We start from the raw sequence: 26,810 nt of genomic DNA on the forward strand, positions 1-26,810 counted from the left end.
CCCGGCATGGATAATGAAAGTCTTGTCATTTATGTAGTAGTCGTCCTGTGTCTGGGTGCCGTACTGATTATGAGCAAGGACAAAATGCCCCCGCGCATGAAGCGCGGGATGGCATTGACCGCAGTCATCATGATTGCGCTGGCTTTTGTCTTCATTATTTATAGCCTGCTCACATAACTTCATCTGTAAGCACACTTATGATTTAATAAACATGAATTGGCAGGGCATACTAAGCAGACTTTGAGAATCAGGAGGCTGCCGTCATGTCCGTTACCGCCAAATCACTCCCGCTCCTGCTTGCGCTCAGCCTGCTGCAAGGAACTCTGTCCTCAGCGCTCCTGCAGGCGGAGAGCAGCCCAGCCGCATCCCATCTACCGAGGAGGATTTCTATGGAACAATTACCTAAGAGAAGTGAAGTGCCCGCCGAGAACCGCTGGAAGCTTGAAGATATGTTTGCTTCAGAGGAGCAGTGGGATGCCGAATATAAGGAAGTGAAGGCGCTCATCACAAGCGCTGCCGCCTTCCAAGGGAAGCTGGATTCTCCCGAAGCCCTGAAGAAATGCTTCGAGCTGGACGATAAGCTGTCCCTGCTGACTGAACGTCTCTATGTCTATGCGCATATGCGCCAGGATGAGGACACAGCGGCTCCGAAGTATCAGGCTCTCTCCTCCAAGGCCAAGAAGCTTGGCGTTGAAGCGGGTGAAGCTCTTTCTTTTGTCACACCTGAGATTCTGGCCCTGCCTGACACCACGCTGGACCAGTTCATCGCCGACCCTTCACTCTCCGACTACACCTTCACCTTGACTGAAATGAAGCGCGAGAAGGCCCATGTCCTGTCCAAAGCGGAAGAAGCGCTGCTGGCTCAGGTCAGCACGATCGCCCAGGCCCCGCAGACTGTATTCAGCATGCTGAATAATGCGGATCTGAAGTTCCCGAAGATTAAGAACGAAGAAGGCAAGGAAGTCGAGCTGACGCACGGAAGCTATATTCAATTCCTCGAAAGCCCGGACCGTGAGGTCCGCAAGAACGCCTTCAAAGCGGTCTACGAAACTTACGGCAAGCAGAAGAACACCATTGCCGCCACGCTGAGCGCGAATGTGAATAAGAATGTCTTTTACTCCCGTGTGCGCAAATATCCTTCCGTGCTGGAGATGTCGCTCTACGGCGACAATATTCCGAAGGAAGTCTACACGAATCTGATCGATACGATTCACGAGAGTCTGCCGCTGATGCACCGTTATATGAAGCTGCGCCAGAAGCTGCTCGGGGTAGATGAGCTACATATGTATGACTTGTTCGCTCCGCTTGTGGACGAATATAAGCTGGATATTACTTTTGACGAGGCCAAGAAAATTACCAAGGAAGGCCTGAAGCCGCTCGGCGAGGACTACCTGAGTGTTCTGCAGGAAGGCTATGACAAGAGCTGGATCGATGTCTACGAGAACGAGAATAAACGCTCCGGCGCCTACAGCTGGGGAGCTTACGGCACCCATCCTTACGTGCTGCTGAACCATAATGACAATCTGAACAGCATGTTCACACTGGCGCATGAGATGGGTCACGCCCTGCATTCCTACTATTCGGACACCGCGCTGAAATACCGGGACGCACAGTACACTATTTTCCTGGCGGAGGTTGCTTCTACTACCAATGAGGCGCTGCTGATGGATTACCTGCTGAACAAATCCACAGATCCGAAGGAAAAAATGTACCTGCTCACCTATTATGCCGACCAGTTCCGCACGACGGTATTCCGGCAGACGATGTTCGCTGAATTCGAAAAAATCATTCACCAGCGTGCTGAAGAAGGCGAGTCGCTCACACCGCAGGATCTCTCGGCCATCTACTATGACCTGAATGTCAAGTATTACGGCAAGGATATGGTGGTCGATCAGGATATTGAGATGGAGTGGGCACGGATTCCGCATTTCTATAACAGCTTCTATGTCTATAAATATGCTACCGGCTTCTCGGCGGCGACGAGCTTCGCCAAACAGATCCTGGATGAAGGCAAACCGGCGGTTGACCGTTACCTCGGCTTCCTGAAGAGCGGCGGCAGCGATTATTCCATTAACATCCTGAGCAAGGCCGGGGTGGATATGTCGTCTCCTGAGCCGATCCGTGAAGCCATGAGCGTATTTGAGAGCGTCATTGAGCAGATGGAACAGTTGACCAAGTAAGCCAGAAGGCTTAGTATTACAGTAATCCCTTGCCCCTTGCGGGCAGGGGATTTATATTGTCACACACCGAAACTAGGAGGAAGAAATATGAAATTTCAATGGTCACTTATATTAGGCTTGTTCTTTGCCTTGTTAACCGCTGTATTCGCAGTCATGAACGTAGATCCGGTTCCGGTGAATTTCGGCTTTGACTTTGTCAGCATCCCGCTGATTCTCGTCATCCTTGGCTGCGCGCTGATTGGTGGCGTGGTGGTAGGTTCGTACGGGATTTTCCGCCAGTATAAGCTGCAGAAGCAGATTAAGAGCCTGAATGCCGAGCTTGCCAAGCTGCGTGACGGGGGAAGTATTAATATGGAGCCTATCCCTGCTGAGAGTGCTCCTTTTACTCCAGAAGGATCATCCCAGCTGTAACCCATAGACGAATAGGAGGAACTGTCCTTGCTTAACATCCAGCCCAATGAAGAATATATTCTGAATCTGCTCAAAAAACTGCTCGACACCCCGAGCCCCAGCGGCTTCACCGCCCAGGTGATGGCTCTGGTGGCCGAAGAAGCGGCAGCGCTCAGTATTCCGCTTACCTGGAATGAAAAAGGCGGCGCGATACTCACCGTACCCGGACTTGATCCTTCGCGCACAATCGGCATCAGCGCCCATGTGGATACGCTCGGTGCCATGGTCCGCTCCATTAAGTCTAATGGTACCCTCCGCTTAACCTCTGTAGGCGGATTCAGCATGAACAGCATTGAGAATGAGTATTGCATCATCCATACCCGCAGCGGCTTAACTTATACCGGTACGATCCTGACCAGTCATCCATCTGTGCATGTGTATGCTGATGCCCGTGATTTCAAGCGTGCGGAAGAGAATATGGAGATCCGGATTGATGAACTGGTCTCCACCAAGGATGATGTGCTGAAGCTGGGGATTTCGGTAGGTGACTTCATTTCGTTCGATGCAAGGGCGGTGCTTACCCCCAGCGGATATATCAAATCCCGCCATCTGGACGACAAAGCCAGTGTAGCCGCCTTATTCGGGCTGCTGGAGAGCATCCGGCGCGAAGGCTGGAAGCCGCTGCACAACCTATCGCTGCTCATCTCCAACTATGAAGAGGTCGGTCACGGCGCTGCCTGGATTCCAGGGGAGATCAATGAGATGATCGCTGTGGACATGGGCGCGATGGGCGATGACCTCAGCTGCAAGGAGACGGATGTCTCCATCTGTGCCAAGGATTCCTCCGGCCCGTATGACTATGCCATGACCAGCCGCATGATCGAGCTGGCCAACGGTCTGGCTATTCCATTCGCGGTCGATATCTATCCGCAATACGGCTCTGATGCTTCTGCTGCGCTGCGCGGCGGAAATAACATCCGGGCCGCACTGATCGGACCGGGCGTACACGCCTCCCACTCTATGGAGCGTACCCACAAGCAGGCTGTGCTGAATACCGCTAAGCTGCTTGCGGCTTATGTTGGGGCGAACTGATCGGGCTGCTCGCCACGGCGGGTCACTTTCTATAGCAACACGACCTGGATATTAGTAAACAAGTACAAAAGGCAGCACCAGCTCATTTCAATAGCTGGTGCTGCCTTTTTAGTAGACTATATTAATCTTGACCAGGCCGAAATGTTGCAACTATTGCAACCTGGCCCGCCCATAATTGGACATTTGCAGGGATTCCTGCATAAACTGCAACAATTCCCCTACCCATCGGCTCCGGTGAGGATTTATCCTGCATTTTGTGCAACATTTGCGTATTAGAGCTAAGATAACGAGCGAGATCTTGCATTTTGGGCAGGATTTTCGCATAACCCTCTGACCTTGAGGATTAGAGCTGCGATGACGAGTGAGATATTGCATCCCCCGGTTAAGGCCATACCTGCTCCAGCTTGTCCGCATAATACTTGATGGCCTTATGGTAATCCCGGATACCGGGATCAGCCGATGTATCGGCAAGCAGGTTAAGCAACAGTTCCATCGCCTCTGTATGCGCACCGAGATTATGCAGCGTCATGGCCAGAAAAGCCTTGAATTCCACACGCTGCGGGAATTCAAGCGTACCCTTCTCCAGCAGCGCACGGGACTCTGTATACTGCCCCAGCGTCCGGTACGTGCTGCCCAGGCCCAGCATCGCGCCTGCCTTCTGCTCCGCATCCGGAAGCCCCAGGGCAAGACTCTGCTCGTAATAAGCTACCGCCTCGCGTTCCAAGCCCAGCACATCATGCGTCCATGCCAGCTGATAATACAGTTCGGCATTACTCCCGTCTGCTGACAGTAGCTCTATCAGCATGGTCCTTGCTTCTTCTGCCCGGCCAGAGGACCGGAGCTGCACAGCAGCTTCTATCGTATGAGTCACAGCCACTGTCCCCTCCTTCTGCACCGCGGTGTTACTTACCCGCGATCTTCTCCGCCAGCTCACTCAGATACGTCCAGCGCTCCATCAGACGCTCCAGCTCTGCCTCGGCCAGCCGCTGCTTCTCCACCAGCTCCTGCAGCCTGCCGGAGTCGGCAAAGGCCGCTTCCATCTGTGCCGAGATATCTGTCAGATGCTGCTCCGCCTGTTCAATGGCCGCGTCGATTCCCTCGTACTCGCGCTGCTCCTTGAAGGTGAATTTCAGCTTCTCGCGCGGCGCTGACCCGGCCTGAGCATTCCCGCCCTGCTCAGCAGCGGCACCAGCCCCGCTGGCACTGCGGCTGGAGCCGCCTTCTGCCTTGCCGGAGTTCCCGCTGCCGGACGGGACGTTCTTCGCCAGCCACTCTTCATATTCACTATAGTCCCCGACATGCAGGCGGATCCCCCCATCCTCGAAGGCAATCAGCTTATCCACAGTACGGTCCAGGAAGTAGCGGTCATGCGATACGGTGAAGACTACGCCGGGAAATTCATCAAGGTAATCCTCCAGCACAGCGAGTGTGCCGATATCCAGATCATTCGTCGGCTCATCCAGCAGCAGCACGTTTGGCGCTCCCATGAGGACACGCAGCAGGTAGAGACGTCTTTTCTCGCCGCCGGACAGCTTGGAGATTGGCGTCCACTGCATCGCGGGCGGGAACAGGAAGCGCTCCAGCATTTGCCCGGCGGTGATGACACTGCCGTCTGCGGTCTTGATGATCTCCGCTTCTTCCTTCACATACTCGATCGCCCGCAGGCTGAGATCCATGTCCTGATGCTCCTGGGTGAAATAGCCCAGCTTCACGGTTGTCCCGAGCTGCACCTCACCGCTGTCCGGGGTAAGCTTACCGGCAATCAGGTTAAGCAGCGTGGACTTGCCGCTGCCGTTCTTGCCGACAATCCCCACCCGGTCCTGCGGCACAGCAATATAATTCAGATCCTTGATTAAGGTCCGGCCGTCCAGCGATTTGGTGAGATCCTGAATCTCAATGATTTTGCGGCCCAGTCTGGTGGAGGCTACAGAGATATCCATAGATGACGCCGATGCGCCTCCCGTGCTCTCCTTGAGCTTCTCGAAGCGGTCGATCCGCGCCTTCTGCTTCGTGGAGCGGGCCTTAGCCCCGCGGCGAATCCAGGCCAGCTCGGTGCGCAGCAGATTCTTGCGCTTCTGCTCGGCCGAAGCCTCCCGTTCTTCACGGTCTGCCTTCAGCTCCAGGAACCGCGAATAGTTCGCTTCATACCGGTACAGATTCCCGCCGTCCAGCTCAAGCATTACACTGGCTACCCGTTCCAGGAAATAACGGTCATGCGTTACCATCAGCAGAGCCCCGCGCCGCTTCTGCAGATACTGCTCCAGCCAGGCTACGGAATCCGTATCAATATGGTTGGTAGGCTCATCCAGAATCAACAGCTCCGACGGTGTAATCAGTGCCGCCGCCAGCGCTACGCGCTTGCGCTGTCCACCGGAGAGGCTCTCCATCCGGGCATCGAACCGGGTAATCCCCAGCTTCGTGAGGACCGTCTTGGCCTCACTCTCCAGCTGCCAGGTGCCGGCGGCGTCGATGGCCTGTCCAATCCGGACAAGCCTGCTCTCCAGCCCTGAGTCTCCCGGATTCTGCTCCAGAAGAGACATCACCTCCATGTATTCCCGCATCGTCGCAAGCTCCGGGTCCTCTCCGGCAAATACCTGCTGCAAGACCGTATTTCCAGGCTCATAAGGCGGATTCTGGGCCAGAAACTGCACCCGCACATCATTGCCGATATTAATTTGCCCTTCATCTGCTGTATCGAGCCCGGCGATAATCTTCAAAAAGGTTGATTTTCCCGTGCCATTGACGCCAATTACGCCTATCTTATCCCTGTCGTCCATGCCAAAGGAGGCATCACGGAACAGGGTTTTCTCCCCGTAGCTCTTGGAGAGATGTTCCACCGTCATAATATTCATCAGTTGTCCTCGCTTGCCTTATATTTTGAAACCGGAATTGGCTGTTCTCCTTTAAGATTCAGCTTCAGCAGGGAAGTCCCCCAGCGCCGAATCCAGGCTGCCCAGTGCCCCAGTGATAAAGAGCCTGGCCGCAAATTTCGCCCGCTTATCCGCATCTGCCTCGGCAAACTCAGGGTCGAACAGGATGTCCATCTTCAGACGGTCCAGAATCCCGATATACGACTGCGCCATCAGCTCAGGCTCGGTAGCCCCGCCTTCCAGCAGCACCTTCACCACAGCCTGCATATAGGCTTCCATGAACTGCGCCATATAAGCCACCAGCTCAGGGTTATTGTTAGGCGCACGGAAGAACAGCTTCGTATGCTGCTTGCGCTCATAGTAATAGAACAGATGATGCTCTGCAATAACGGAGAGCTTGTCTGTCAATGCGGAGCGGGTCCTCAGCTTGCCCTCAAGCTGCTCAAGGAAGCCTTCACAATCGCGGCGGGTAACCGCCATGAAGAGCTCCTCTTTGCTTTTAAAATATAAATAGACCGTACCCTTGGCAATGCCGGCACGTTCGGCCACTTCCGACATCTTCGTTTCATAAAAGCCGCCTGAACCGAAAAGCTCATAAGCGGCATCCAGAATAGCTGCATGTTTGTCTACGGATGCACTGCTCAACGGTTCACCTCCCAACCCATAAAATCCAGCATGTTACCGGATAACGCAACGGCCGGCTTAACCTATGGCCGTCCTTATCCTATGTAACTGATATAACTGACCAGCAGCGCTACAGCACCGCCTATTATAGAACTTACAGCATTTACAGTGTCATTGTCCATCCAGCGCCAGCCCCTGGCGTATTCCGTAGGCTTCCCGCAGTGCATAGAGGCTTCGACCTCGCGGCCGCAGACCGTGCAGCGGTTCATCCGTTGCACGGTAGCACCCAGAACCGAGTCGGCAAAAGCTCCTGCAAGCCCGCCCAGCAGTCCGGCCAGCACCAGCAGCCAGAAGGCATGCGGTGTCATGCCGGAGGCCGCCCGCAGCAGCCAGGAGGCTGCGCCGATGAGCGCCCCTCCCGCAGCCGCGGCCAGCGTCCCTGGCAGGGATACGCCGCCGGAGGTGCCTGCCTGCAGCACCTTCCCGGTCAGCACCGACCGGGGAGGCTTCCGGGCCAGCGTGCCGATCTCTGTCGCCCATGTATCCGAGGTCACGGTAGCCATCACCCCAATGAACAGGAAGCTCCAGAGCTCCAGCGGATAGACCGCGTTCAGCAGAACGGCCAGCATCCCAAGTCCGCCGTTGGCGAAGACCTGGCCCGCGTCGCGGCGTCCGGTTTTATCATACGTGGCCTCCAGCTCTGCCTTATTCTCATGATGCAGCTTCGACAGCAGGGTTGAGGAGATGAAGAACACGAGCAGGATACCGAACCAGAACAGATTCCCCGCACCGAAATAGATCGTCCCCATCATTACTGCCGCCACCATCCCTGATAAGCTAAGCGACTGCTTCCAGTAAGCGGCCCCGGCAACCAGCAGCGCACCGCAGGCCCCGATCAGCCATTGCAGCACTTCAAGTCCTGAGAGCATCGCCTTAACCGATCAGGCAGGTGCCCATGAGGCGCGCGCCCCAGAACAGCTCGAACGAATCTCCTGCTACTACGGGACCTACGCCGGCTGGAGTTCCGGTGAAGATAATGTCGTCTTTGCCCAGCCCGTAACGGGCGGCAATGAATTCAACGATTTTTTGCAGGGAAAAAATCATGTTCTTCACGTTCCCGCGCTGAACCTCAATTCCGTTCTTGCGGACGGTGAAGTCGGTGGCCTCCAGCTCCTCTTCCTCAGGCAATGCCATGTACGGGGTCAGCGGAGCTGCGTTCTTGAAGCCCTTCGCGGCTGTCCACGGCAGACCCTTGCGCTGCAGATCATTATGCACATCACGGAGCGTGAAGTCGAGGCCCAGCGCCATGACATCCACCAGCTCCTGCACACTCATCCCCGGCACGTAATCACGCGCAATGCGCAGCACCAGCTCCCCCTCGTAATGAATCAGTCCGGCGTCCTTGGGCAGATGGATGATCGCTTTATCCAGGGCCACAGCAGCATGAGACGGCTTCAGGAAGATCAGCGGCTCGGCAGGCACCTTGTTGCCCAGCTCCTCCGCATGTAATTGATAGTTGCGTCCTACACAGTATACATTATTGATCGCACTGCTCATTGTTCCTTCAGCTCTCTTCCTCTATGAATTGATATTCATACTGCAATGCTGCAATCCTTATTAGGCCTTCCAAAAGAGTTCGCCCCAAATATCCGGACGGTTCGTACAGATCATAATATCGGAATGAATCTCCGACAGGCGGCGCATCTCCTTGCCCTTGTTCAAGGTCCAGGCCATCACCTGCACCCCGCGTTCAATCAGGGATTTGGCCAGAACCGGGCTAAGCCGGTCGAAGCTGATGGATAAGAAGGAGCAGCCCAGCTCACTAAGCTTACCCGCAGGGTCGCCGGATCTGGAGTCATAGATCAGCCCTGTATGGAACCGCGCGTCCAGCTCCTTGATCCGCCGCAATACACCGGCATCGAACGAGGTCAGCACCACTTCCTCGCGCATTCCCTTGGCATTCACCAGATCAATGACCGCCTGCGCAAGACCCGGATACATCTCACCCACCGTCTTCAGTTCAATATTCAGCCGCAGCCGGCCTGACGCCAGAGCGAGCACCTCTTCAAGAGAAGGCACACGCTCTCCGCGAAAAGCACGCCCTTTCCAGCTTCCCGCATCCAGCCGCCGCATGTGTTCATAATCCATATTCTTCACCTTGCCGTGTCCGTTGGTCGTACGGTCCAGGGAATAATCATGGATGACCACGGGGACCCCGTCCTTCGTCAGCTGCACATCAATCTCCATCCAGCGTACAAAAGGCAGCGCAATCGCCATCCGCACAGCGGAGAGTGTATTCTCAGGAGCTTTGCCGGAAAAACCGCGGTGGGCTACACACATATTGTTCATCATTGATACGCACCTCCGGTTATTTCACCGCTTGGGTTACGGTACCGTCATTGCGGACCTTGATCAGGCCGGAAGAAATAGACTGTATTCTGTGCAGCAGCAGCTGCCCGTCAGCATCATTCATCGGCACCGGCTGCGCCAGCTCGGCATCCATCGGCTTCAGCTTAAGAGAGCATTGCCCCTGCTTGCTGCATTCCGCCTGGAATACCGCCGTCTCCCAAGTAGCCGGGATGGAGCCGCGAGTGAAAATAAAGTTGCCTGTGCTGTAAGCGATCCATTTTCCTTTATATGGCTCAATTCCCTGCAGCACGTGCGGATGACCCCCCATCACAAGATCCGCTCCGGCATCAATGAAGTTATGTCCGAGCGCCTGCTGGGTCTTGTCATACTGCTCCATCCGCTCCCGTCCCCAATGGACGACGACAACGACAACATCGGCCTTTTGCTTGGCTGCGGCAATCGCCTTGAGCGCTTCCGCACTGTCATACACCGAGGCAAGGCCGGGCTTGCCCGCTTCCGCCTTCCATTCAATCACCGGCATCACCCGTGTGAAGCCCAGCAAGGCAATCTTAATTCCATTACGTTCGAAATACTGCGCCGAATATGCCTCCTGGCTGTTCCGCCCTGCCCCCACATGAGGGATTCCGCGCTCGCCCAGATGCTTCAGGGTGTCCAGCAGTCCTTCCTCCCCCTGATCCAGCGTGTGGTTGTTAGCCAGATTGACAGCGTCCACACCGGCGGCTTTGAGCGCATCCAGCGCTTTCGGCGGGCCCTTGAACACAAACTGCTTGTTCTTGGCCCCAACCCCGCGTGTAGTAATCGGAGTTTCCAGATTGACTACCGTCAGGTCATCCTTTTTGAACATTCCATCCAGGGCGCTGTAGGAATAATCGTAGCCCTTCTGCTCCAGCAGTGCGCCTGCTTTTCCGCTGAAGATGATATCTCCGGCAAAGCTCAGCTTCACCGTGCCGCCGGAGGTATTCTCCGGCAAGCCTGCGACCAGCCCGCTGCTGCTTCCCGTTGTGGCCTGCGGCGCATCCGTTGGGGTTGCCTGATCCGTTAGCGGCGGTGTAGGCGTAGCCGAGGCTTCCGTGGCCGCCGCAGGCACTGGAGAAGCCTCCGGTGTCTCCTCCGGAGCAGGCTCAGCAGTGGCTGTAGCCTCTGTCCCTGGCGCTTCCTCTGTAGGGACGGCTTCTGTAGGGGTTTCTGTAGGGGCTGCCGCCGTTGCAGCAGCTTCCGGTGAAGGCGAGGTAACGAGCGCCGCTTGCGGAGCAGCAGAGCCCTGCGGGTCCTTGTCGTCCATGAATGAATAAGCGAGCGCAGCGGTAATCATCAGCAGCAACGCCACATTGACCCACGCCCACACCCTTCTGCGCCGTCGCCTGCTATGTTGTCTCTTGCCTTGTCTATTGCCTGATCTCGGCGGATACATGAGTGCAAGTAATCTCCTTTACCCTTAAAGTGTTTCTATTATAGCATATCTATCAGCTGCCGCTCCAAGCCGGGAACGGAACCATTTACTAAATAACCCCGCAAAGTGGGGCTTTAGCTTCGATGATGACTCAGGTGCTTTGCGGGGGAGTCCCATATCTAAAAACGGTGGAGCGCCACTGCTCCGCTCCACCGTTGCTTTTATACTGTAGCTCCCGCCGGTTCCGGCAGCTTCGGGAGGCTGGTTGCGGCACTCTCAGCCGTAAGCTTCGCCTGCTTGATGCAGTCCGGCATCCCGATGCCGTCATAGCCTGCGCCAAAGGCATAGACCCCCGGCAGCTTCTGCGCCAGCTCGCTGCGCAGGCCGGCAATCCGGCCGGGATGGCCGACCGGATACTGCGGCATGGACGACCTCAGCCGGGTGATCTCTGTGAACAGCGGCGCTGCGGTGATCCCCATAATCTCCTTCAGGTCCTTGCGCACCAGCTCCGCCAGCGCGTCATCCGGCAGCTCCACATTCTGTTCATCCCCCGACCGTCCCACGTAACAACGCAGCAGTACCTTATCGTCAGGGCTCGTATGCAGCCATTTGGTAGAGGTCCAGGTACAGGCGGTGATGTTCCGCCCTTCCTTACGCGGAACAAGGAAGCCCGATCCATCGTACTCGGTAACGATATCTTGCCTTGTGAACGCCAGAACAACATTAGCTACTGATACATAGTTCACTGCATCCAGCGCCGAGACATCCACATGGGGACGCAGCAGCTCTGCGGCTGCAAAGTTCTGCACTGTAATATAGATGTCGTCTGCTTCCAGCAGCTCACCGCCCTCAAGCTCCACCTCATAACGGACAGCGCCGGAAGAACCGGCGCCTCCCAGCACCCGGATGGACTTCGCTCCTGTCCCCGTGATTTGCCGGACATCCTGCAGATCATGGATGAGCGCATGCACAAGACTTTGCAATCCTTGACGGAAGGTGAGGAAGGCACTTTTCTTCGTCCCGGTATGAGTCTCCACCGGCTTCCTGCCGGTCGTCATTCCACGGATCAGGCTGCCGTACTGGCGCTCGACCTCACCGAACTGCGGAAAGGTCGCCTGAAGGCTGATCTTGCGCATATCCCCTGCATAGATTCCTGCCAGCAGCGGCTCCGTCATATTCTCCAGCACCTCTGTACCAAGACGGCGCTCAATCAGATCGCCAAGCGACTCATCCTCAGCACTGCGGCGGGGCGGAAGTACGAAATCCATCATCGCCCGCATTTTGCCGCCGAAGGAGACCAGTCCGCTCTTGAGGAAGGGCTTCAGCTCGGTCGGAATGCCCAGTACAAGACCGGCAGGCATCGGATGAAGCTTGCCCCGCTGCAGGATGTAGGTCTTCTTGGCGTTCGGATTCGTGCTTACCAGCTCATGGTCCAGCTCGAGTTCCCTGGCCAGATCGCTCATCGCCGTCTTGCGGGCCAGGAAGGAATCCGGGCCCTTCTCAATCACGAAGCCATCACGGTGCAGTGTTTCGATTTTGCCGCCAAGGACCTTGTCCTTCTCAATAAGGGTAATCTCCGGCTGTACGGCCGCCTCACGGTAGAACTTGCGGATATAGAATGCGGCGCTGAGCCCGCTAAGGCCTCCGCCGATAATAACTACCTTGCGGGGTGATGCGGTCATGGCAGATTCACCTTCAACTGGTTCGCCTTCGTACGCACCACATCGCTGAGCACCGTCATATAAGCCGGATCACTGTTCAGCGAGTCAATCCGCAAGAGACGCATATCGAGCTCGGAGGCAAGCTGCTGCGCTTCAATATCCAGATCGTACAGCACCTCCAAATGGTCGGAGACGAAGCCGATCGGGGCTGACAGCACGTATTTCACCTGACTCTCGGCCAGTTCACGCAGCGTATCAAGAATATCCGGTCCCAGCCAAGGCTCAGCCGTCCGGCCCGCACTCTGCCAAGTGAACTGCCAGGATTCTACCCCTGCCTGTGCAGCAATCGCCTGAGAGGTCTCCAGCAGCTGGTCACGGTACGGATCGCCCATCGCCAGAATGCGTTCAGGAAGACTATGTGCACTGAACAGCACGCGCACTTCCTCGCGCGACGCTCCGGTCTCTTCGAACTCGTCCAGCTTGGCAGTCACTCTCCGGCTAAGCACATCGATCAGCTCGGGATGCATATGGTAGTTCTCTACGAACTCCATATGAATGCCGCAGGCTTCGGCTTTTTCCTTGGCGCGCTTGATATAGGTCCCTACACTCATCACAGAGTAATGCGGAGCCAGCACGATGCCAATCGCCTGGGTAATACCGTCCCGGACCATAGCCTCGACACCATCCTCGATGAACGGTCTGGCATGCTTGAGACCCTGGTAGCAGACATACTGGATCTGCCCGCTGTTCAGCTTAGCCTGCAAGGCTTCCACCTGACGGTCCGTATTCTCTCTAAGCGGAAAAACCCCGCCGACAATCGCCTTATAGCGGTCCTTCAGCTCTTTGAGCTGCTCAGCTGAAGGAGCGTTCCCCCGGCGGATATGCGTATAATAAGCCTCTACATCCTCAAGACTCTCAGGCGTGCCGTACGACATCACGAGTACTCCAATTTTGTTGGCCACGGTTTCCATCCCCTTTTATGAATAATTAACGTCCTATACAGCAAAGAGAGCAGCAAAGGCTGCTGCCATCTTGATGCTATTTCTTCAACTATGCCAGCGGCGGTGCCGACTGTTTCATTGCCGCTGCTGAATACTCATGCACATAATCCGTTAATTCCTTGAGCGTATCGAGTGAAGCTTCAGGGAATAATCCATGTCCCAGGTTAAAAATATACCCCGGTCGCGTAATGCCTTCATCGATCAGTTCCTTGGCCCGGGCTTTGAGCATATCCATCGGCGCGGTCAGCAGATATGGATCAAGATTGCCTTGAACCGCATAGCCTCCGCCGAGTCTGCGCCGTCCTTCGGTGATGCTTACCCGCCAGTCCAGTCCGATCACATCGGCCTGCAGCTTGGTCAAGCTGGGGAGCAGCTCCCCTGAGCTGACACCGGGGAAGTAGATCTTCGGAACCTCCAGATCGGACAATTCGGCAAAAATCCGGGTGATCGTAGGCAACACATACTGCTCGAAATCACGCGGAGCCAGCGCCCCGACCCAACTGTCGAACAGCTGGAACGCCTTCCCGCCGCTGGCGACATGGGCGCGCAGATAGGCGATAACCATATCGCCCAGCTTCTCCATCAGCTTCTCCCACACCTGAGGCTGGCTGAACATCAGCTCCTTGGTGCGGTGATAGGTCTTGGACGGTCTGCCTTCGATCAGATAACTGGCGATGGTGAACGGAGCTCCGGCAAAGGTAATCAGCGGAACGTCCAGCTCCTTATCCAGTATGGCGATGGTCTCCAGAATATGGCCCAGGTCGCCTTCCACATCAATCGGCTTCAGCCGGTCCACATCGTTTGCAGAGCGGATCGGATTCTCGATAACCGGCCCGATATTCTTCACAATGTCAAAATCCACACCGAGGGAGGCCACCGGATTCATGATGTCAGAATACAGAATCGCTGCGTCCACGCCCAGCTTGCGCACAGGCATCAGGGTCACTTCAGCCGCAAGCTCAGGCTGCCTGCAGATCTCAAGCAGCGAATATTTCTCCTTGATCGTACGGTAGTCGGGATCATACCGGCCAGCCTGCCGCATGTACCATACGGGGGTGTACTCCGTGTTCTGCTGTCTGCAGGCACGGATAAAAGTGTCGTTGTAGGTCATGATAAGATCTCCATTAGATTTGATAGATTGCTGTGAAAAACACATATCATTATTATGCCCCTTTTGTAAGCGGCTAACAACCGCATCACCCAAAAGGGAATGACAATCCCATGACATTACTATGACAAGTGTTGCATTGTCCGGCTGAAAAACTATGATATACTGATATAATGTCAATTTTTCGTGAACACTGTATCTTTGAATCCCCTGAAAGGAAGTGAAAGCACTTTGAAGAATTGGGAGACCTGGAAAGTCAACCTCATGGTGCTTTGGTTCGGCCAGTTTCTGGTGAATGCAGGCATGACTATGATTACCCCGTTTCTGTCGCTTTATCTCGCCAAAGATCTGGGGGTGACCGGCGACCGCGCGATCGGGATGTGGGCCGGGCTTATTTTTGCCGCCAACTTCTTGACCTCGTTCATCTTCCAGCCGCTCTGGGGCAAGCTTGCCGACAAATACGGACGCAAAATTATGCTCCTGCGCTCCAGCTTCGGCATGGCGATTGTTATTGTGCTGATGGGCTTCGCCCAGTCCCCGATGCAGCTGCTGCTGCTCCGGCTGCTGAACGGAACCATCTCCGGCTTCAACCCCGCCTCTGTCGCGCTGGTCTCAGGCACCACACCGAAACCGAAGATGGGCTTCGCAATGGGTCTGATGCAGTCCGGCGCGGTAGCCGGAACGATTCTGGGGCCGCTGATGGGCGGCTTACTGGCCGACTGGATCGGGTTCCGCCCGATTTTCTATGTGGTCGGCGCGCTGCTGTTCGTTGCTTCATTGCTGGCGTTATTCCTGGTCAAAGAGAAATTCGACCGGGCAGAAGCAGCACAGGTGCCTCAGGTATCCGTGCTGGAAGGCTTAAAGGAACTGGCGAAGGTGCCGCAGCTTCCCGCCCTGTTCGGCGTGACCTTCCTGCTGCAGTTCGCCATGGTCAGCCCCATGTCGCTGCTACCGCTCTATGTAGAGAAGCTGCACGGCACCACCGTGGACCTTGCCTTCTGGGCAGGTATGGTCAGCGCAGTCACCGGTATCTCGAATATGCTCGCTTCGCCGCTGCTCGGCAAGCTCAGCGACAAGGTAGGGGCGCACCGGATACTGACCTTTGCGCTGATCGGCGCCGCTCTGTTCCTGATCCCGCAGGCGTTCGTGACCAGTGTCTGGCAGCTGATTCTCGTCCGCTTCCTGATGGGCGTCTTCATGGGCGGCCTGCTGCCTAGCGTCAACGCCCTGATCCGCTCCTATACGCCTGACGGCAAGGAGAGCCGGGCATTTGGCTTCAACAGCAGTACACTCGCGCTCGGCAATATGCTCGGTGCGGTGATCGGCGGATTCCTGTCCGGTTATATCGGGATTGAGGGCCTGTTCATTGTCTCCGGTGCATTCCTGCTGATCAATACGGTCTGGGTGCGGATCAAGCTGTACAAGAAGACTGAACCCCGGCTATTCCGTTAACAGGCTGCTTCTCTTATGGGCGGGATAACTGGTGTATGCGGTACGAGCGGTACGACTGGCATGAACGGTATGGCCGGTGCGGTCCAGGCTATTTCACCATCGCCAGCGCCAGGCCGTCATAGGCAGGCAGCAGTGTGCTGGTCAGGCGGGGATCGCCCGCAATCATCTCATTGAAGCGGCGCATGGCCTGGACTGCCGGTCCGTTCTTCTCTGAATTGAGCGTGCGTCCGCGCAGAAAAATATTGTCCCCGGCAATAATCGCCCCCGGCGAAGCAAGCCGGATCGCATATTCCAGATAATTCGGATAGTTCTCCTTATCGGCATCGATGAAGAAGAAATCATACCTGTTCCCCTGTGCTTCGAGCAGCTTCAGGCTATCCAGTGCAGGGCCGATCCGGTATTCCACCCGATCGCCGAAGCCCGCCTGCTGCAGATGGCTCTGTGCCAGCTCTGCATAGTCAGCCTTAAGCTCCAGAGACGTCAGACGGCCTTCCTGCGTGAGTCCCCGGCACAGACAGATTCCGCTGTAGCCGCCAAGCGCTCCGATCTCCAGCAGGTTTGCTGAGCGGGAGAGGGACACCAGCATCGTCAGCAATCTGCCGTAGCCCGGGGCAATGGACACCTCCGGCATGCCGCCCGCCGCGATGGCTGCTTTTACTTGGAGCAATAATTCATCTTCTGTATATAGCTGTTCGCTGTACTCTTCCTGATTCTGCATATGTATTCTCCTCTTGAATGGGTGTGTGTGCCTGCGGACAGGCATTGTGCAGAACTCTTCCTTACCCTATACTGTAAGCTGAACGTTCTGCAGGTCAGATGACAAACCATATAAATTGAACTTGAAAATATACAGGCAGGGAAAAGTGACGGAAGTGAATTTTGGAGCTGTAGGAGCGGCAGCGTCCGCCTGAAAGCTTTCCGCAGGAAAGCTCGCTACGGAAGCATCAGCAGTCACCGGATTTCTACCGCGAACAGCGGTTTAAACAAGAAATCTGGGGATGGGCAGCGGCCGTAAGCCCAAAACTTCTCTGGAGTCACGACGATCCCCTACTGAAAAACTTACAAGTACAATTTATATAGTTACTCTTATTGTACTGGCTATACGTATTTATCCACAAGTTAAACGGAGTTGAGCGCACTTGGGCAAATTACAATTGATCGCCACCGCCCCCATGGGGCTGGAGGCTGTAGTAGCACGCGAATTAAACGAGCTGGGTTATGAGACCACGATCGAGAACGGACGGGTCCTGTTCAGCGGGGATTACATCGACATCTGCCGCTGCAATCTGTGGCTGCGTACCTCGGACCGTGTACTGGTGAAGATGGGCCAGTTCCCGGCCCGGACCTTCGATGAGCTGTTCGAAGGAGTGAAGGCAATAAATTGGGAGGACTGGATTCCCGAGAACGGCGAATTCCCTGTAGAGGGCCGCTCGCATAAATCTCAGCTGACCAGCGTACCTGCCTGCCAAGGGATCGTCAAGAAGGCCATTGTCGAGAAGCTGAAGCTGTCATACCACACCGAATGGTTCCCGGAGAACGGGCCCCGGTATGTGGTAGAAGTGATCCTGCTGAATGATATCGCGCTGATCACCCTGGACACCACCGGCCCGGCCCTGCACAAGCGCGGCTACCGCCGCCAGGCTACGGAAGCGCCGCTGAAGGAGACGATGGCTGCCGCTCTCATCCAGCTCAGCCGCTGGAATGGCCATCGTCCGCTCTATGATCCTTGCTGCGGATCAGGCACGATTCTGATCGAAGCCGCGATGATTGCCTGGAATATCGCGCCGGGGTTGCGCCGCTCCTTCCCGTCCGAGCACTGGCCGGAGATTCCCCAGCGCCTGTGGGAGGAAGCCCGCGAAGAAGCCTTCGATGCGGTGCGTGACGATTACCCGCTGCAGCTGACCGGAACGGATATCGATCCGGCGGCGATTGAGATCGCCGAAGCGGCGGCGAAGAGCGCCGGACTCTCCGGTGAGATCACGTTCAAGCATATGGCGGCGGCGAAGGCCCGGCCGGAAGGCGAATACGGCTGCATCATCACCAACCCGCCTTACGGCGAGCGGATCAGCAATGACAAGGAAGTGGAGAAGCTGACCCGCCAGTTCGGCGAGATGATGCTCTATCTGCCCACCTGGTCCTTCTTCGCCATCAGCCCGTACAAGGAGTTCGAGCAATACTACGGACGCAAGGCGGACAAGCGCCGCAAGCTCTACAACGGCCGGATCGAATGCCAATACTATCAATACCTGGGGCCGCTGCCTCCACGGAAGTAGGCAATATTCAGTCTAAGAAGCCTTAAGTCCCATGAAGCACTCTGTGCTTGCGGACTTAAGGCTTTTTTGCGTTTGCGGGGCCAATTTTCATCGGTTTTTCGATTACATTTGGTCCGCACACCTCCACGCTGCGCATTGTGATCGGTTTTCCGATTACATTTGCCCCGCGCACCTCCGCACACCAAAACAACCCCCGCAAATAACGCGGGGGCTGTGCGATGCTGCAGGGCGCAGCAGATCTGAATTACTTCTTCTCCACCGGCCGTTTGACGAAGGCTTCCGCTTTGGCCAGCACCTCGTCTTCCGTCGGTCCGCTGATGTAGCGGCCGTTGATGTAGACAAACGGGCGTTTGCCGCACGGTCCGCAGTAGGAGATGCAGCCTGTCTTGATCTCGGCATCCGGTGCCATCTTCAGCAGCTTGGGCACGATGCTTTTCATTTTGATATGATTGCACTCGTCACAAATTCTAATATCGTTAGCCATGAAGCAACCCTTCTTTATGTCCGTAAAATACGGGCGGATCAATTAGTGATCGCCATGATTTCCTTTAGACGGATTAGTAATCACAAAACCTTCTTCCGGCAAGTACAGATAATCAATCTTCACACCGTCCAGCAGCGGCTGGTTCGGATCAAGAATCACATCGATATCCTTGTCGGTGGAGACCACAACATCGTTCTCCTTGGGCGTGTCCAGATCCAGTCCGTAGTGGGCATGGTCGCCATGGGCATGTGTAATCGCTACACGAAGCTTAAGCTCGCTGTTGCCTTCAAGTTCCATGGTCTTCTTTATCACTTTAGCCGCGTTGCGGGTAATTTTGACGTTCATTCGATTCCATCTCCCAGGCCTCTATATTTTAAATACTCAATAATTCATTTTAAGGAATACTGGAGGATAAAGCAACCATTAGGAGATGGACATCCACAGTTAAAGGAGCAATCGTCGCTAAAATGTCATCTTCCGCTGTGCAGCGCTGCGTATTTACGGTCCATCCGCGAGACGAACCAGCCCATCAGCAGCATCGTTACGCCAATATCGTCAACCGGTACAAACGGCATGATATCGGGCAGCACCCAGTACAACAGCACCGGAATAGTGAACAATAGCTTGTCGGCCATAGCCACATTAGGCGAAACGATATAATGCCAGGAGCTGCGGAATATATGAGACCATTGTTTGAGTGACAACAGTTTTCTGAATTTCATGAGTTATGCCTCCCTGTGTAATCTGTGTAAGCAGCAAAGGACACCGCCGCTAAGCACCTGTAAAAGGATTGCGGCTGTGCCCTTTGCTGTTATCTTACGCGAATGCGCAGGATTCGTTTCGCTTTTAAGTAGAATTTTATCGAATTCTCCCGAACCGGACCAACATTCACTCCGTCACCTTAACATCGTCGATCCGTGCGGTGCTGGAATGCATCCGCAGTCCGATCTTCCCTCCGGCCGGCTGCGCCGCCGTATCGGTCCACTGGATCAGCTGGGTACCGCCCGCAGATGCCGTAATCGTACTGCCGCTTACCGTCACCTTCAGCTCAGTCCACTGGCCGGGCGTGACGGCAAAGCTTACGCTGCTGACCATCGTGAGCGTTCCGGCTGTTTTTTTGAACAGCTCCGCCTTGTCACCGGAATCATTCAGCCGGAACATGTAATAATTGGAAGCATCCGCATACCGGAACAGCAGGCCGGCGTTGGCGAAGGTATTCAGCAGCTTGACTCTAGCCGAATATGTGTAATTCCTCCAGGAGGCGTCGCCTGTATAGGCAAGCGCTTCTCCTGTCCCGGAGTTCTGTGATAGAGCCTTCGTGCCGTCATCCTCCACACTCCAGGCTCCCCCAGAAGTCGTCCATCCGCTGGAATTGCCATCCTCAAAATCATCCTGGAACAGCGTAACCGGCGGTGTGATCGTACCCTGGAATTCAAATGCTCCGATATCCGGCACGCTGTTATACAGCGGATTCCCGAAGAAGTCCTGTCCTCCGTTGCCTGTAACCGCCGCCCCGGCATTGATCAGCGGAGAGGAGAGCGCAAGCTTATAGCCGTCTGCCGAATCAAGTCCTGTGGCCGTGCCGGGACTTACGAATCCGGGGTTGCCTGTGATTTTATTGGGATCGCTCGGAACATTTGAGTTCAGCCCGTAGAAGCTGTTGTGATCATACGTCATTCTGGGGCTGTTCGTGTATTGTCCGCTGGCACCATTATAAAAGATATTGTTCGTGTAATAGGCCATTCCTGTATTGCTCGCATGGGTCAGCGCCTTATTCTGCGTTCCCGAACGATAGATGATGTTGTTGTAGACATAGAGATTGCCCCCGCCGTTCACCAGATGGAACACCCCGTTAGCGTCCTTATCGTTCTGGCTGATATTATAGCGGAAAATATTATTGTTCGTGTTGTTCATGACCAGCAGGGTACCGCCCTCATTGTCATAGCTGAAATTGTACTGGTAGATGCTGTCGTGCACCTCGATGTCGAAGTCCCAGGGCTGGCCGTCTCCACCCAGCATCCGGGTATCGGAGGCCTCGTTGTACTGGAAAATAGCACCCTTCGTATAATAAGCCCACTGCGCCGCAACGACAGTGATATCCTCAAGATAGTTGACGATGGATGTGTTCACATCGCAGGCTTCTCCGATGGACTTCGTCTTGTTGTATTCGATCAGCGGCGAGGCGCCGGCTCTGACCAGGATGCCGTCCCGGTGGATCTTCTCCACCACATTGCCCCGGATGACCACACCCCGGAAGGCGTCGAACTTATGTGTCCAGGCACTGTTGAAAAAAGCATCCGTCATCGTCTGTATCCCCGTGTCCGCCACGTTAATGACCGTATTGTCCTCGATCAAAATATCTTCCCAGGTGCTCTCAAGTGCTGTATTGGCTCCCCGGGCATGAAAGTTGATGCCGCCTGTGCGGCGGTCTGTGCCGAAGATATCGTGGATGTCGAGATTGCGGATATACATATGCCGGAAGTTCCCAGCCCCTGCTCCTTCGCCTACGACCAGCACGCCGTTTCTGCGCATATCTGTAGGCTGCTGTCCGCTTGTAATCTCCAGATTGTTGATCTCCCAGTAAGAGACATTGCGCAATCTGACCCCGAAGCCTTCACCGCCCACTGCGGTGTTGCCGAAATCAATCACCGGCTTGGCTCCGCTCCCGTAGCGGTCTACCGTAATCGGATTCCCCTCTGCGCCTGAGCCCTTGAGATCCAGATACTGCTCCTTCCATATACTGCCTGCCTTGAGCAAAATCCGGTCCCCCGGGCTGAAGGTCACGCTGTTGACTTTGCCCAGCGTCTTCCAGGCTGCCGCTTCACTGGTGCCGGAGCTATTGTCACTGCCCTGGGCAGCATCGACGTAATACGTGGTGCCTGCCGCCTCTGCAACCGGACCCGATATTCCTGAGATAAGACTGAACAGCAGAAAGCCGATGATACCAAGCAAGGTCAGCCTGCCCGGCCTGCCTTGTCTTGATCTATGCTTCATACGATACCTTGTCATTCGGATCACACTCCCGCAGATTAGTCATAAAGCGGCCCAGGCCTCACCCAGCCAGGCTCCCTGCTGCACCAGCCCGTTCTGAAGCTTGGCGAGATCCACCTTCCGGCTCTGTCCCTCCGCTTCGGCCGCCATCGCCGCCGCCATACCCGCCGCCTGCCCCATGGCGAAGCAGTTCGGCATCACACGCAATGAGCCTTGCACGACACGGTCCGAGGAGGCGGCGCGCCCCGCCACCCATACATTGTCCAGGCCCACCGGCAGCATGCAGCGGTAAGGGACACCGTGCGACTTCCCGGGCGGAAGATGGTGGATATGCATCGCCCCGCTGCTGCGGGCCATATGAATATCGATGAAGTAGCTGTTGCGGGCAATATCATCCGGGAAGGAAGCCATATTCATGAAATCCTCCTGGGTCAGCACGTAATCGCCCACAATCCGCCGCGTCTCGCGGATACCGATCTGCTCCCCGGTGGACACCAGATGGGCCTGTTCAAATCCGGGTACATAAGCCCTGAAGAATTCCAGCTGACGGTGAACCAGTTGGCGTCCCTCTATGGCGCCCCGGGTCAGATCCTCTGCACGGGAGCCGTCAATGCCGAACACATGGCCGAAATTCACACCGACCAGATAATCGGCAATCCAAGCCAGGCCTGAGACGGAGTCCCGGCCCTGCGGCAGCTTCCCGTCCGCCTGCGCCTGCTGGACCGCCTGATGAATCTGATCGGTGTCACCGCTTTCATTCCGGTATTCTTCAAAACGCTGCCGGTCCACATTCGCCAGCAGATAGCATATGGTCGCGGCCTGAAGCTCGCCGGATTCTCCGCCCTTATGGAACGGCGCTCCCGCCAGAGCGGCCAGATCTGCGTCCCCTGTCGTATCAATAACCGTTCGGGCGCGGACCAGACTCCGGCCCGACTTGTTGACGATCACCACGCCCTCAATGCTTCGGCCGGTCTCATCCATCACCGTCTGGCTCGCCACGGTATGGAGCAGCACTTCCGCTCCGCTCTCGGTGGCAGCCTCGTCGTATACACGCTTCAGCACCTCCGAGTCGATGGGCACCCAGTCCAGCTCCGCCCCGAAGCGCTCGCGGAACTCCGGCTCACATCCGGCCTTCATCCGGTCAAGCAGCTCTAAGCCAATACCGCGCACGACAGCCTTCTCCCCGTCGCTGTAAGGACAGAAGGCCGGCACCAGGGCAACGGTGCCCATGCCGCCCAGGAAGCCGCGCTGCTCAATCAGCAGCGTCCGCGCCCCGCTGCGGGCCGCAGCTATCGCCGCCGCCACACCGGCAGGCCCGCCGCCCGCAACCAGCACATCCACCTCGCGGGATACCGTGATCTCCTCCGCAGGCAAGGTAAATACAGTTCTCTTCATCGTTCTTCCTCCTTGAAGCTATACTTAGTACTCCTCACCATTATAAGAAGGCGGAGGCTGCAACAGCGTGCAGACTGATTGCCTGTTGCAGTGGACAGTTTTGACCTTTATGGCTTGGCGTCATCCGTGGATGGCTCTCTGCCCTGCTCCTCCACCGGACCGCCCTTGAATTCGCTGGGATTCCGGCCGCTATATTTCTTGAACACCTTGGAGAAGTACGCCCGGTCGGAGAAGCCGAGGGTATAGGCGACATTCTCGACGGTCTCCTGCGGGCGGGCCAGCATGGTGATGGCCATATTCATCTTGTACTGGTTCACGTAATCGGTGAAGTTCACGCCGGACAGCTTCTTGAAATAGCGGGAGAAGTAGCTGGCATTCAGATGCAGATGCTCTGCCATGTCGGTAGAGGTGACCATCCGGTCCACATGCTCCTCCAGAAACTCATCCACGGCCTGAAGTCGGATATCCTTCTCCTCAGCAGCTGCGGGGGCCAGTGTATGCTGCCGCCACAGATGCCTCAGCTCCCGCTTGGTCAGGCTGGCCGCCTCCCCGATATGAACCGTCTGCTCCAGCTGCGTGAAGAAGTCCTCCTCGGCCAGCCCTCCGGCTTCGAAGGCCAGCTGGCGCACCAGATCCCCGCAGGTCTCCTTCACCAGCCGGGGCAGCAGCCGCTCTGCCGATGCCTGCTGGGTCCACTGATTCACAGCCAGATCAATCCAGGCGGCCTGTTGATCAAGAAGCGCCAAAGACAGCATACCGCGTTCCTTTTCCCCGCGCCGTTCTAATGTCTGCCCGAAATCCGCATGCTCCTCAAGCAAAGATACAAGCTTCACTGACTTATAAAAGTTATTTTCCCGGCAATCCGTAAATGTCTTGTATAACACATCGAAGCTGCGGACCGGTACACAGGACTCCGAATAGAACCCCCGCAGGGTAATCTTCAGATACTGCTCCACCTTATCCTGTACCGCCTGCATGAATTCAGCCAGCTTGTTCTCTGTAACGCCGGGGTCCGCCACATTCCAGACCAGATAAATATCGGCGTCCCTGCTCATAATCGGTGTAATGGAAGCCTCAGCAGCAGACAGCTCCAGTGCAATATTGTTCACGGCTGAATGGATCAGCGGAATATCCTTGTACCGGTAACGCTCAGTGACAGATGCGGCATCCATATGAAGGAATCCATGACGCAGAAAGGGGTGCTTCCAGGAGATGCCCAGCCGTTCACCGAACTCCAGGGTATTCTCCTGGCCCGCCGCACCCGACAGCAGCTGCTTCAGGAAGCTCTGCTTCAGCACTTCCTTATTGCGCTCAATCGCCTGACGGAAGGAGTAGCGCTCCAGCAGTTCCTCCCGGCTTTTGAAGCGGCTCATCGCTTTGGCGAGACTGCTCTTAAGCTGCTCAGGCGACAGCTCATCCTTGATCAGATAATCATCCGCCTCCAGTTGGATCGCCCGCTTCGAGTAATGGAAATCCTCATAGCAGGTCAGGAAAATCAGGCGAACCTCCGGCTTCGTGATCCGGAAGGCATCCGCCAGCTCCAGCCCATCCATCCCCGGCAGCCCGATATCCACAATCACAATATCCGGCAGTGTGGTATGGAACTGCTCCAGTGCATCCTCACTGCTATAAGCCGAAGACACCAGCTGCAGATCCAGCCCGAGCGGCCCGAGCAGATATTCCACATATTCCAGCATCGGGACATCATCGTCAATCAGCATCAGGGTCATCAAGGGGAACCGCCTCCTTCTCCCGGGTCACTGGGATATATAGGGTGAACGTCATGCCATCTTCATCTTCTCTTGCCTGCGCGCTCAGCCGTGCGCGATACCCGTACAATACCTGCAGACGGCGTGCCGTGTTGACCAGCCCGACTCCTTTTTCCGGCCAGAGCGCAGTGTCTTCACTTCCTTGCAGACGTCGGTTCAGGCGCTGGAGCTTATCCTCCGGCATCCCGCGGCCGTTATCGCTGATGCTGATGCGCAGCAGATCCGACTCGAACGCTGCTTCGAGCCGGATCGCCGGATGGTCCGGACGGGCGGAGAAGCCGTGACTGATTGCATTCTCGACAATGGGCTGGAGCAGTAGCCGGGGCAGCATCACAGCACCTTCCTCCTCTCCCACCTCGCATTCCCAGGCGATATCCAGACGGTTGCGGATCTGCATCACCTGCACATAGCTGCCCAGCACCCTGCATTCCTCCGCCAGCGCCAGCGGCTTATCCACATGCACATACACGCGCAGCAGCTTCATGAGCGCATCGATCATGGCGCCATGCGCCGGGTCCCCGCTCAGCAGCAGATCCACCTTGATCGAATTGAGCGTATTCAGCAAAAAATGAGGCCGGATCTGCGCCGCCAGCGCCTGAAGCTCCAGCTGCCTTTTCTCCTCCTGCTCACTCTCGACCTGCTGCAGCAGGCCGTTCATATCCTCCAGCATCTGATTGAAGGCCGCCGACAGCACCGCCACCTCATCCTTGCCCTTGACGGGTATCCGCACCGCACGGTTGCCGCCGACATACTGCTTGACGCTGGCCCGCAGCAGGCTGATCGGCTTGTTCATATATCCGGCCCACAGCATGGACAGGACCAGAAACGCCAGGAAGAATAGTCCAATCAGCGAGATTGACACCAGAAACTCCCGGTTGATATGGCTGTCGATGGAGCTGCGGGGCGTCTTGCTGGTCAGCAGCCAGCCGACCTTGGGAATACGGACCTCACTGACCAGCAGCGGGCCTTCATCTGCATTAGCCGCTTCTCCGGTGACAGCAATGCTTCTCCCCTTCTGGTCAACCAGCGTGAGCCTGCTTACCGCATTGCCTGTGTCGAGCAGGCTGCGGAAGTAGTGGCTTGGAATGCCTACATACAACGTGGCAAGCTTGTCCTGATTCAGCGGGTCGGTAATGAAGCGTACCGCATAATAATAATCCGGTGCAGCGGGGGTGCCGCCGTAGGGGAACCATTGCAGCGACACTTTTTCCCGCTCATCCAGCCTGCTGCTCTCCTTAAGAAGCTTCTCAGGCAGTACAGAGAACACCGGAATATTCTGGTTGCCGATCAATATCCGGTTCTCCCGGTTGACCAGCATGATCTGAAGATCAGCATCGAGCGACTGCACCGACAGGATATTGGCCGTAGTCTTGAGCTTGTTGTAATGGGTATACACTCCGTAATTTCCGAAGCTCCCGGTATTTTTGAGATAACGCAGACTCTCCAGCACGGCCGGATCATAAGCCTCAGAGAAATACACCGAGACAAACGAGATGCTGTCCACCGTTTTTTCCATTTGACTGCCGATGACCTTAAGTGTCTCCTCATTCGAACGGGCGATCTTCTCACTCACATTCTCCCGCACAGAGGTATACGACCAGAACGTAACGACAACAAAAGGCAGCAGGATCAGGATCAGGAACGTGTATTGCAGTCTGCGATGGAAGGAAAAACGGCTTAACCATTTCATAAGAATTCCACCCCGCACTGTAATGAAAGCTTCAACGTCCCTATTATAATCCAAAATCCCTGCTGCCTTT

General features: G+C 55.9%; 24 protein-coding genes. 6 read left to right on the plus strand and 18 right to left on the minus strand.

Features of this window, described 5'->3' with window-relative positions; genetic code table 11:
• Positions 1-6 precede the first annotated feature (6 nt).
• From MKX42_RS22595 to MKX42_RS22610, 4 genes are all read left to right on the plus strand, one after another.
• Positions 7-177 (plus strand): hypothetical protein, encoded by a 171-nt coding sequence (locus MKX42_RS22595; RefSeq protein WP_340754769.1) that lies wholly within the window; start codon positions 7-9, stop codon positions 175-177.
• Positions 178-389: 212 nt separating this feature from the next.
• Positions 390-2,180, plus strand: a complete 1,791-nt coding sequence (gene pepF / locus MKX42_RS22600; protein WP_340754770.1) for an oligoendopeptidase F — start codon at positions 390-392, stop codon at positions 2,178-2,180.
• A gap of 87 nt (positions 2,181-2,267) precedes the next feature.
• Complete coding sequence (locus MKX42_RS22605; RefSeq protein WP_340754771.1) at positions 2,268-2,591, plus strand: LapA family protein; 324 nt, start codon at positions 2,268-2,270, stop codon at positions 2,589-2,591.
• 27 nt (positions 2,592-2,618) lie between these two features.
• Entirely contained in the window at positions 2,619-3,662 is a 1,044-nt protein-coding gene (locus MKX42_RS22610) for a M42 family metallopeptidase (protein ID WP_340754773.1), read from the plus strand.
• A 382-nt stretch (positions 3,663-4,044) separates the two neighbouring features.
• Here the strand turns inward: MKX42_RS22610 and MKX42_RS22615 are convergent, their stop codons facing one another.
• The 10 genes from MKX42_RS22615 to hemE form a co-directional block, all read right to left on the minus strand.
• On the minus strand, positions 4,045-4,533 hold the full coding sequence (locus MKX42_RS22615; RefSeq protein WP_340754775.1) for a tetratricopeptide repeat protein: 489 nt from the start codon (positions 4,531-4,533) through the stop codon (positions 4,045-4,047).
• 31 nt (positions 4,534-4,564) lie between these two features.
• Entirely contained in the window at positions 4,565-6,514 is a 1,950-nt protein-coding gene (locus tag MKX42_RS22620; RefSeq protein ID WP_340754777.1) for an ABC-F family ATP-binding cassette domain-containing protein, read from the minus strand.
• Between the two features lie 51 nt (positions 6,515-6,565).
• On the minus strand, positions 6,566-7,177 hold the full coding sequence (locus MKX42_RS22625; RefSeq protein WP_340754779.1) for a TetR/AcrR family transcriptional regulator: 612 nt from the start codon (positions 7,175-7,177) through the stop codon (positions 6,566-6,568).
• Between the two features lie 74 nt (positions 7,178-7,251).
• A complete protein-coding gene (locus tag MKX42_RS22630) occupies positions 7,252-8,064 on the minus strand; it encodes a DUF92 domain-containing protein (RefSeq protein WP_340757767.1) in 813 nt (270 codons plus the stop codon).
• A gap of 25 nt (positions 8,065-8,089) precedes the next feature.
• On the minus strand, positions 8,090-8,713 hold the full coding sequence (locus MKX42_RS22635) for a fumarylacetoacetate hydrolase family protein (protein ID WP_340754781.1): 624 nt from the start codon (positions 8,711-8,713) through the stop codon (positions 8,090-8,092).
• Between the two features lie 60 nt (positions 8,714-8,773).
• Complete coding sequence (locus tag MKX42_RS22640; RefSeq protein WP_340757768.1) at positions 8,774-9,505, minus strand: glycerophosphodiester phosphodiesterase; 732 nt, start codon at positions 9,503-9,505, stop codon at positions 8,774-8,776.
• A 19-nt stretch (positions 9,506-9,524) separates the two neighbouring features.
• Positions 9,525-10,937 carry a CapA family protein gene (locus MKX42_RS22645; protein WP_340754783.1) on the minus strand — a complete coding sequence of 471 codons (1,413 nt, stop codon included), beginning with the start codon at positions 10,935-10,937 and terminating at the stop codon, positions 9,525-9,527.
• Positions 10,938-11,137: 200 nt separating this feature from the next.
• Entirely contained in the window at positions 11,138-12,598 is a 1,461-nt protein-coding gene (hemG, locus tag MKX42_RS22650) for a protoporphyrinogen oxidase (RefSeq protein WP_340754785.1), read from the minus strand.
• Positions 12,595-13,539 (minus strand): ferrochelatase, encoded by a 945-nt coding sequence (gene hemH / locus MKX42_RS22655; RefSeq protein ID WP_340754787.1) that lies wholly within the window; start codon positions 13,537-13,539, stop codon positions 12,595-12,597. Before hemH ends, hemG begins: the two co-directional genes overlap by 4 nt.
• An 88-nt stretch (positions 13,540-13,627) precedes the next feature.
• A complete protein-coding gene (gene hemE, locus MKX42_RS22660; protein WP_340754789.1) occupies positions 13,628-14,689 on the minus strand; it encodes a uroporphyrinogen decarboxylase in 1,062 nt (353 codons plus the stop codon).
• Between the two features lie 228 nt (positions 14,690-14,917).
• On the opposite strand from hemE, the gene MKX42_RS22665 reads away from it, so the two are divergent.
• Positions 14,918-16,138, plus strand: a complete 1,221-nt coding sequence (locus tag MKX42_RS22665) for an MFS transporter (protein WP_036725253.1) — start codon at positions 14,918-14,920, stop codon at positions 16,136-16,138.
• Positions 16,139-16,226: 88 nt separating this feature from the next.
• Here the strand turns inward: MKX42_RS22665 and MKX42_RS22670 are convergent, their stop codons facing one another.
• Positions 16,227-16,856, minus strand: coding sequence for an O-methyltransferase (locus MKX42_RS22670; RefSeq protein WP_340754791.1), 630 nt, complete (start codon positions 16,854-16,856; stop codon positions 16,227-16,229).
• 421 nt (positions 16,857-17,277) lie between these two features.
• On the opposite strand from MKX42_RS22670, the gene MKX42_RS22675 reads away from it, so the two are divergent.
• On the plus strand, positions 17,278-18,411 hold the full coding sequence (locus tag MKX42_RS22675; RefSeq protein WP_340754793.1) for a THUMP domain-containing class I SAM-dependent RNA methyltransferase: 1,134 nt from the start codon (positions 17,278-17,280) through the stop codon (positions 18,409-18,411).
• Positions 18,412-18,655: 244 nt separating this feature from the next.
• On the opposite strand, the gene MKX42_RS22680 is transcribed toward MKX42_RS22675, so the two are convergent.
• The 7 genes from MKX42_RS22680 to MKX42_RS22710 form a co-directional block, all read right to left on the minus strand.
• Positions 18,656-18,895, minus strand: coding sequence for a DUF1450 domain-containing protein (locus MKX42_RS22680; RefSeq protein WP_340754794.1), 240 nt, complete (start codon positions 18,893-18,895; stop codon positions 18,656-18,658).
• Between the two features lie 42 nt (positions 18,896-18,937).
• Positions 18,938-19,240: a HesB/IscA family protein gene (locus tag MKX42_RS22685; RefSeq protein WP_036702251.1), complete on the minus strand. Its 303-nt coding sequence runs from the start codon at positions 19,238-19,240 to the stop codon at positions 18,938-18,940.
• Between the two features lie 125 nt (positions 19,241-19,365).
• Positions 19,366-19,617 carry a hypothetical protein gene (locus MKX42_RS22690; RefSeq protein ID WP_340754796.1) on the minus strand — a complete coding sequence of 84 codons (252 nt, stop codon included), beginning with the start codon at positions 19,615-19,617 and terminating at the stop codon, positions 19,366-19,368.
• 166 nt (positions 19,618-19,783) lie between these two features.
• Positions 19,784-21,904 (minus strand): family 16 glycoside hydrolase, encoded by a 2,121-nt coding sequence (locus MKX42_RS22695; protein WP_340754798.1) that lies wholly within the window; start codon positions 21,902-21,904, stop codon positions 19,784-19,786.
• A 24-nt stretch (positions 21,905-21,928) separates the two neighbouring features.
• A complete protein-coding gene (locus MKX42_RS22700) occupies positions 21,929-23,281 on the minus strand; it encodes an FAD-dependent oxidoreductase (RefSeq protein ID WP_340754800.1) in 1,353 nt (450 codons plus the stop codon).
• 107 nt (positions 23,282-23,388) lie between these two features.
• Positions 23,389-25,011 (minus strand): helix-turn-helix domain-containing protein, encoded by a 1,623-nt coding sequence (locus MKX42_RS22705; RefSeq protein ID WP_340757769.1) that lies wholly within the window; start codon positions 25,009-25,011, stop codon positions 23,389-23,391.
• The gene (locus MKX42_RS22710) at positions 24,992-26,740 is read right to left on the minus strand and encodes a sensor histidine kinase (RefSeq protein ID WP_340754802.1); all 1,749 of its coding nucleotides are present in this window, start codon (positions 26,738-26,740) and stop codon (positions 24,992-24,994) included. The genes MKX42_RS22705 and MKX42_RS22710 overlap by 20 nt, the downstream gene beginning before the upstream one ends.
• Positions 26,741-26,810 lie beyond the last annotated feature (70 nt).

This window comes from Paenibacillus sp. FSL R7-0204 (assembly GCF_038002225.1).
Lineage (GTDB): Bacteria > Bacillota > Bacilli > Paenibacillales > Paenibacillaceae > Paenibacillus_AQ.

Excerpts from the sequence above, each read along its gene's own strand:
- MKX42_RS22635 (WP_340754781.1), bottom strand. The coding sequence starts at position 8,713 with ATGAGCAGTGCGATCAATAATGTATACTGTGTAGGACGCAACTATCAA.
- MKX42_RS22680 (WP_340754794.1), bottom strand. The coding sequence starts at position 18,895 with ATGGCTAACGATATTAGAATTTGTGACGAGTGCAATCATATCAAAATG.
- MKX42_RS22670 (WP_340754791.1), bottom strand. The coding sequence starts at position 16,856 with ATGCAGAATCAGGAAGAGTACAGCGAACAGCTATATACAGAAGATGAA.
- MKX42_RS22690 (WP_340754796.1), bottom strand. The coding sequence starts at position 19,617 with ATGAAATTCAGAAAACTGTTGTCACTCAAACAATGGTCTCATATATTC.
- MKX42_RS22595 (WP_340754769.1), top strand. The coding sequence starts at position 7 with ATGGATAATGAAAGTCTTGTCATTTATGTAGTAGTCGTCCTGTGTCTG.
- MKX42_RS22695 (WP_340754798.1), bottom strand. The coding sequence starts at position 21,904 with ATGACAAGGTATCGTATGAAGCATAGATCAAGACAAGGCAGGCCGGGC.
- MKX42_RS22685 (WP_036702251.1), bottom strand. The coding sequence starts at position 19,240 with ATGAACGTCAAAATTACCCGCAACGCGGCTAAAGTGATAAAGAAGACC.
- MKX42_RS22645 (WP_340754783.1), bottom strand. The coding sequence starts at position 10,937 with ATGTATCCGCCGAGATCAGGCAATAGACAAGGCAAGAGACAACATAGC.
- MKX42_RS22705 (WP_340757769.1), bottom strand. The coding sequence starts at position 25,011 with ATGACCCTGATGCTGATTGACGATGATGTCCCGATGCTGGAATATGTG.
- hemE (WP_340754789.1), bottom strand. The coding sequence starts at position 14,689 with ATGACCTACAACGACACTTTTATCCGTGCCTGCAGACAGCAGAACACG.
- MKX42_RS22640 (WP_340757768.1), bottom strand. The coding sequence starts at position 9,505 with ATGAACAATATGTGTGTAGCCCACCGCGGTTTTTCCGGCAAAGCTCCT.
- MKX42_RS22605 (WP_340754771.1), top strand. The coding sequence starts at position 2,268 with ATGAAATTTCAATGGTCACTTATATTAGGCTTGTTCTTTGCCTTGTTA.
- hemG (WP_340754785.1), bottom strand. The coding sequence starts at position 12,598 with ATGACCGCATCACCCCGCAAGGTAGTTATTATCGGCGGAGGCCTTAGC.
- MKX42_RS22620 (WP_340754777.1), bottom strand. The coding sequence starts at position 6,514 with ATGAATATTATGACGGTGGAACATCTCTCCAAGAGCTACGGGGAGAAA.
- MKX42_RS22700 (WP_340754800.1), bottom strand. The coding sequence starts at position 23,281 with ATGAAGAGAACTGTATTTACCTTGCCTGCGGAGGAGATCACGGTATCC.
- MKX42_RS22710 (WP_340754802.1), bottom strand. The coding sequence starts at position 26,740 with ATGAAATGGTTAAGCCGTTTTTCCTTCCATCGCAGACTGCAATACACG.
- pepF (WP_340754770.1), top strand. The coding sequence starts at position 390 with ATGGAACAATTACCTAAGAGAAGTGAAGTGCCCGCCGAGAACCGCTGG.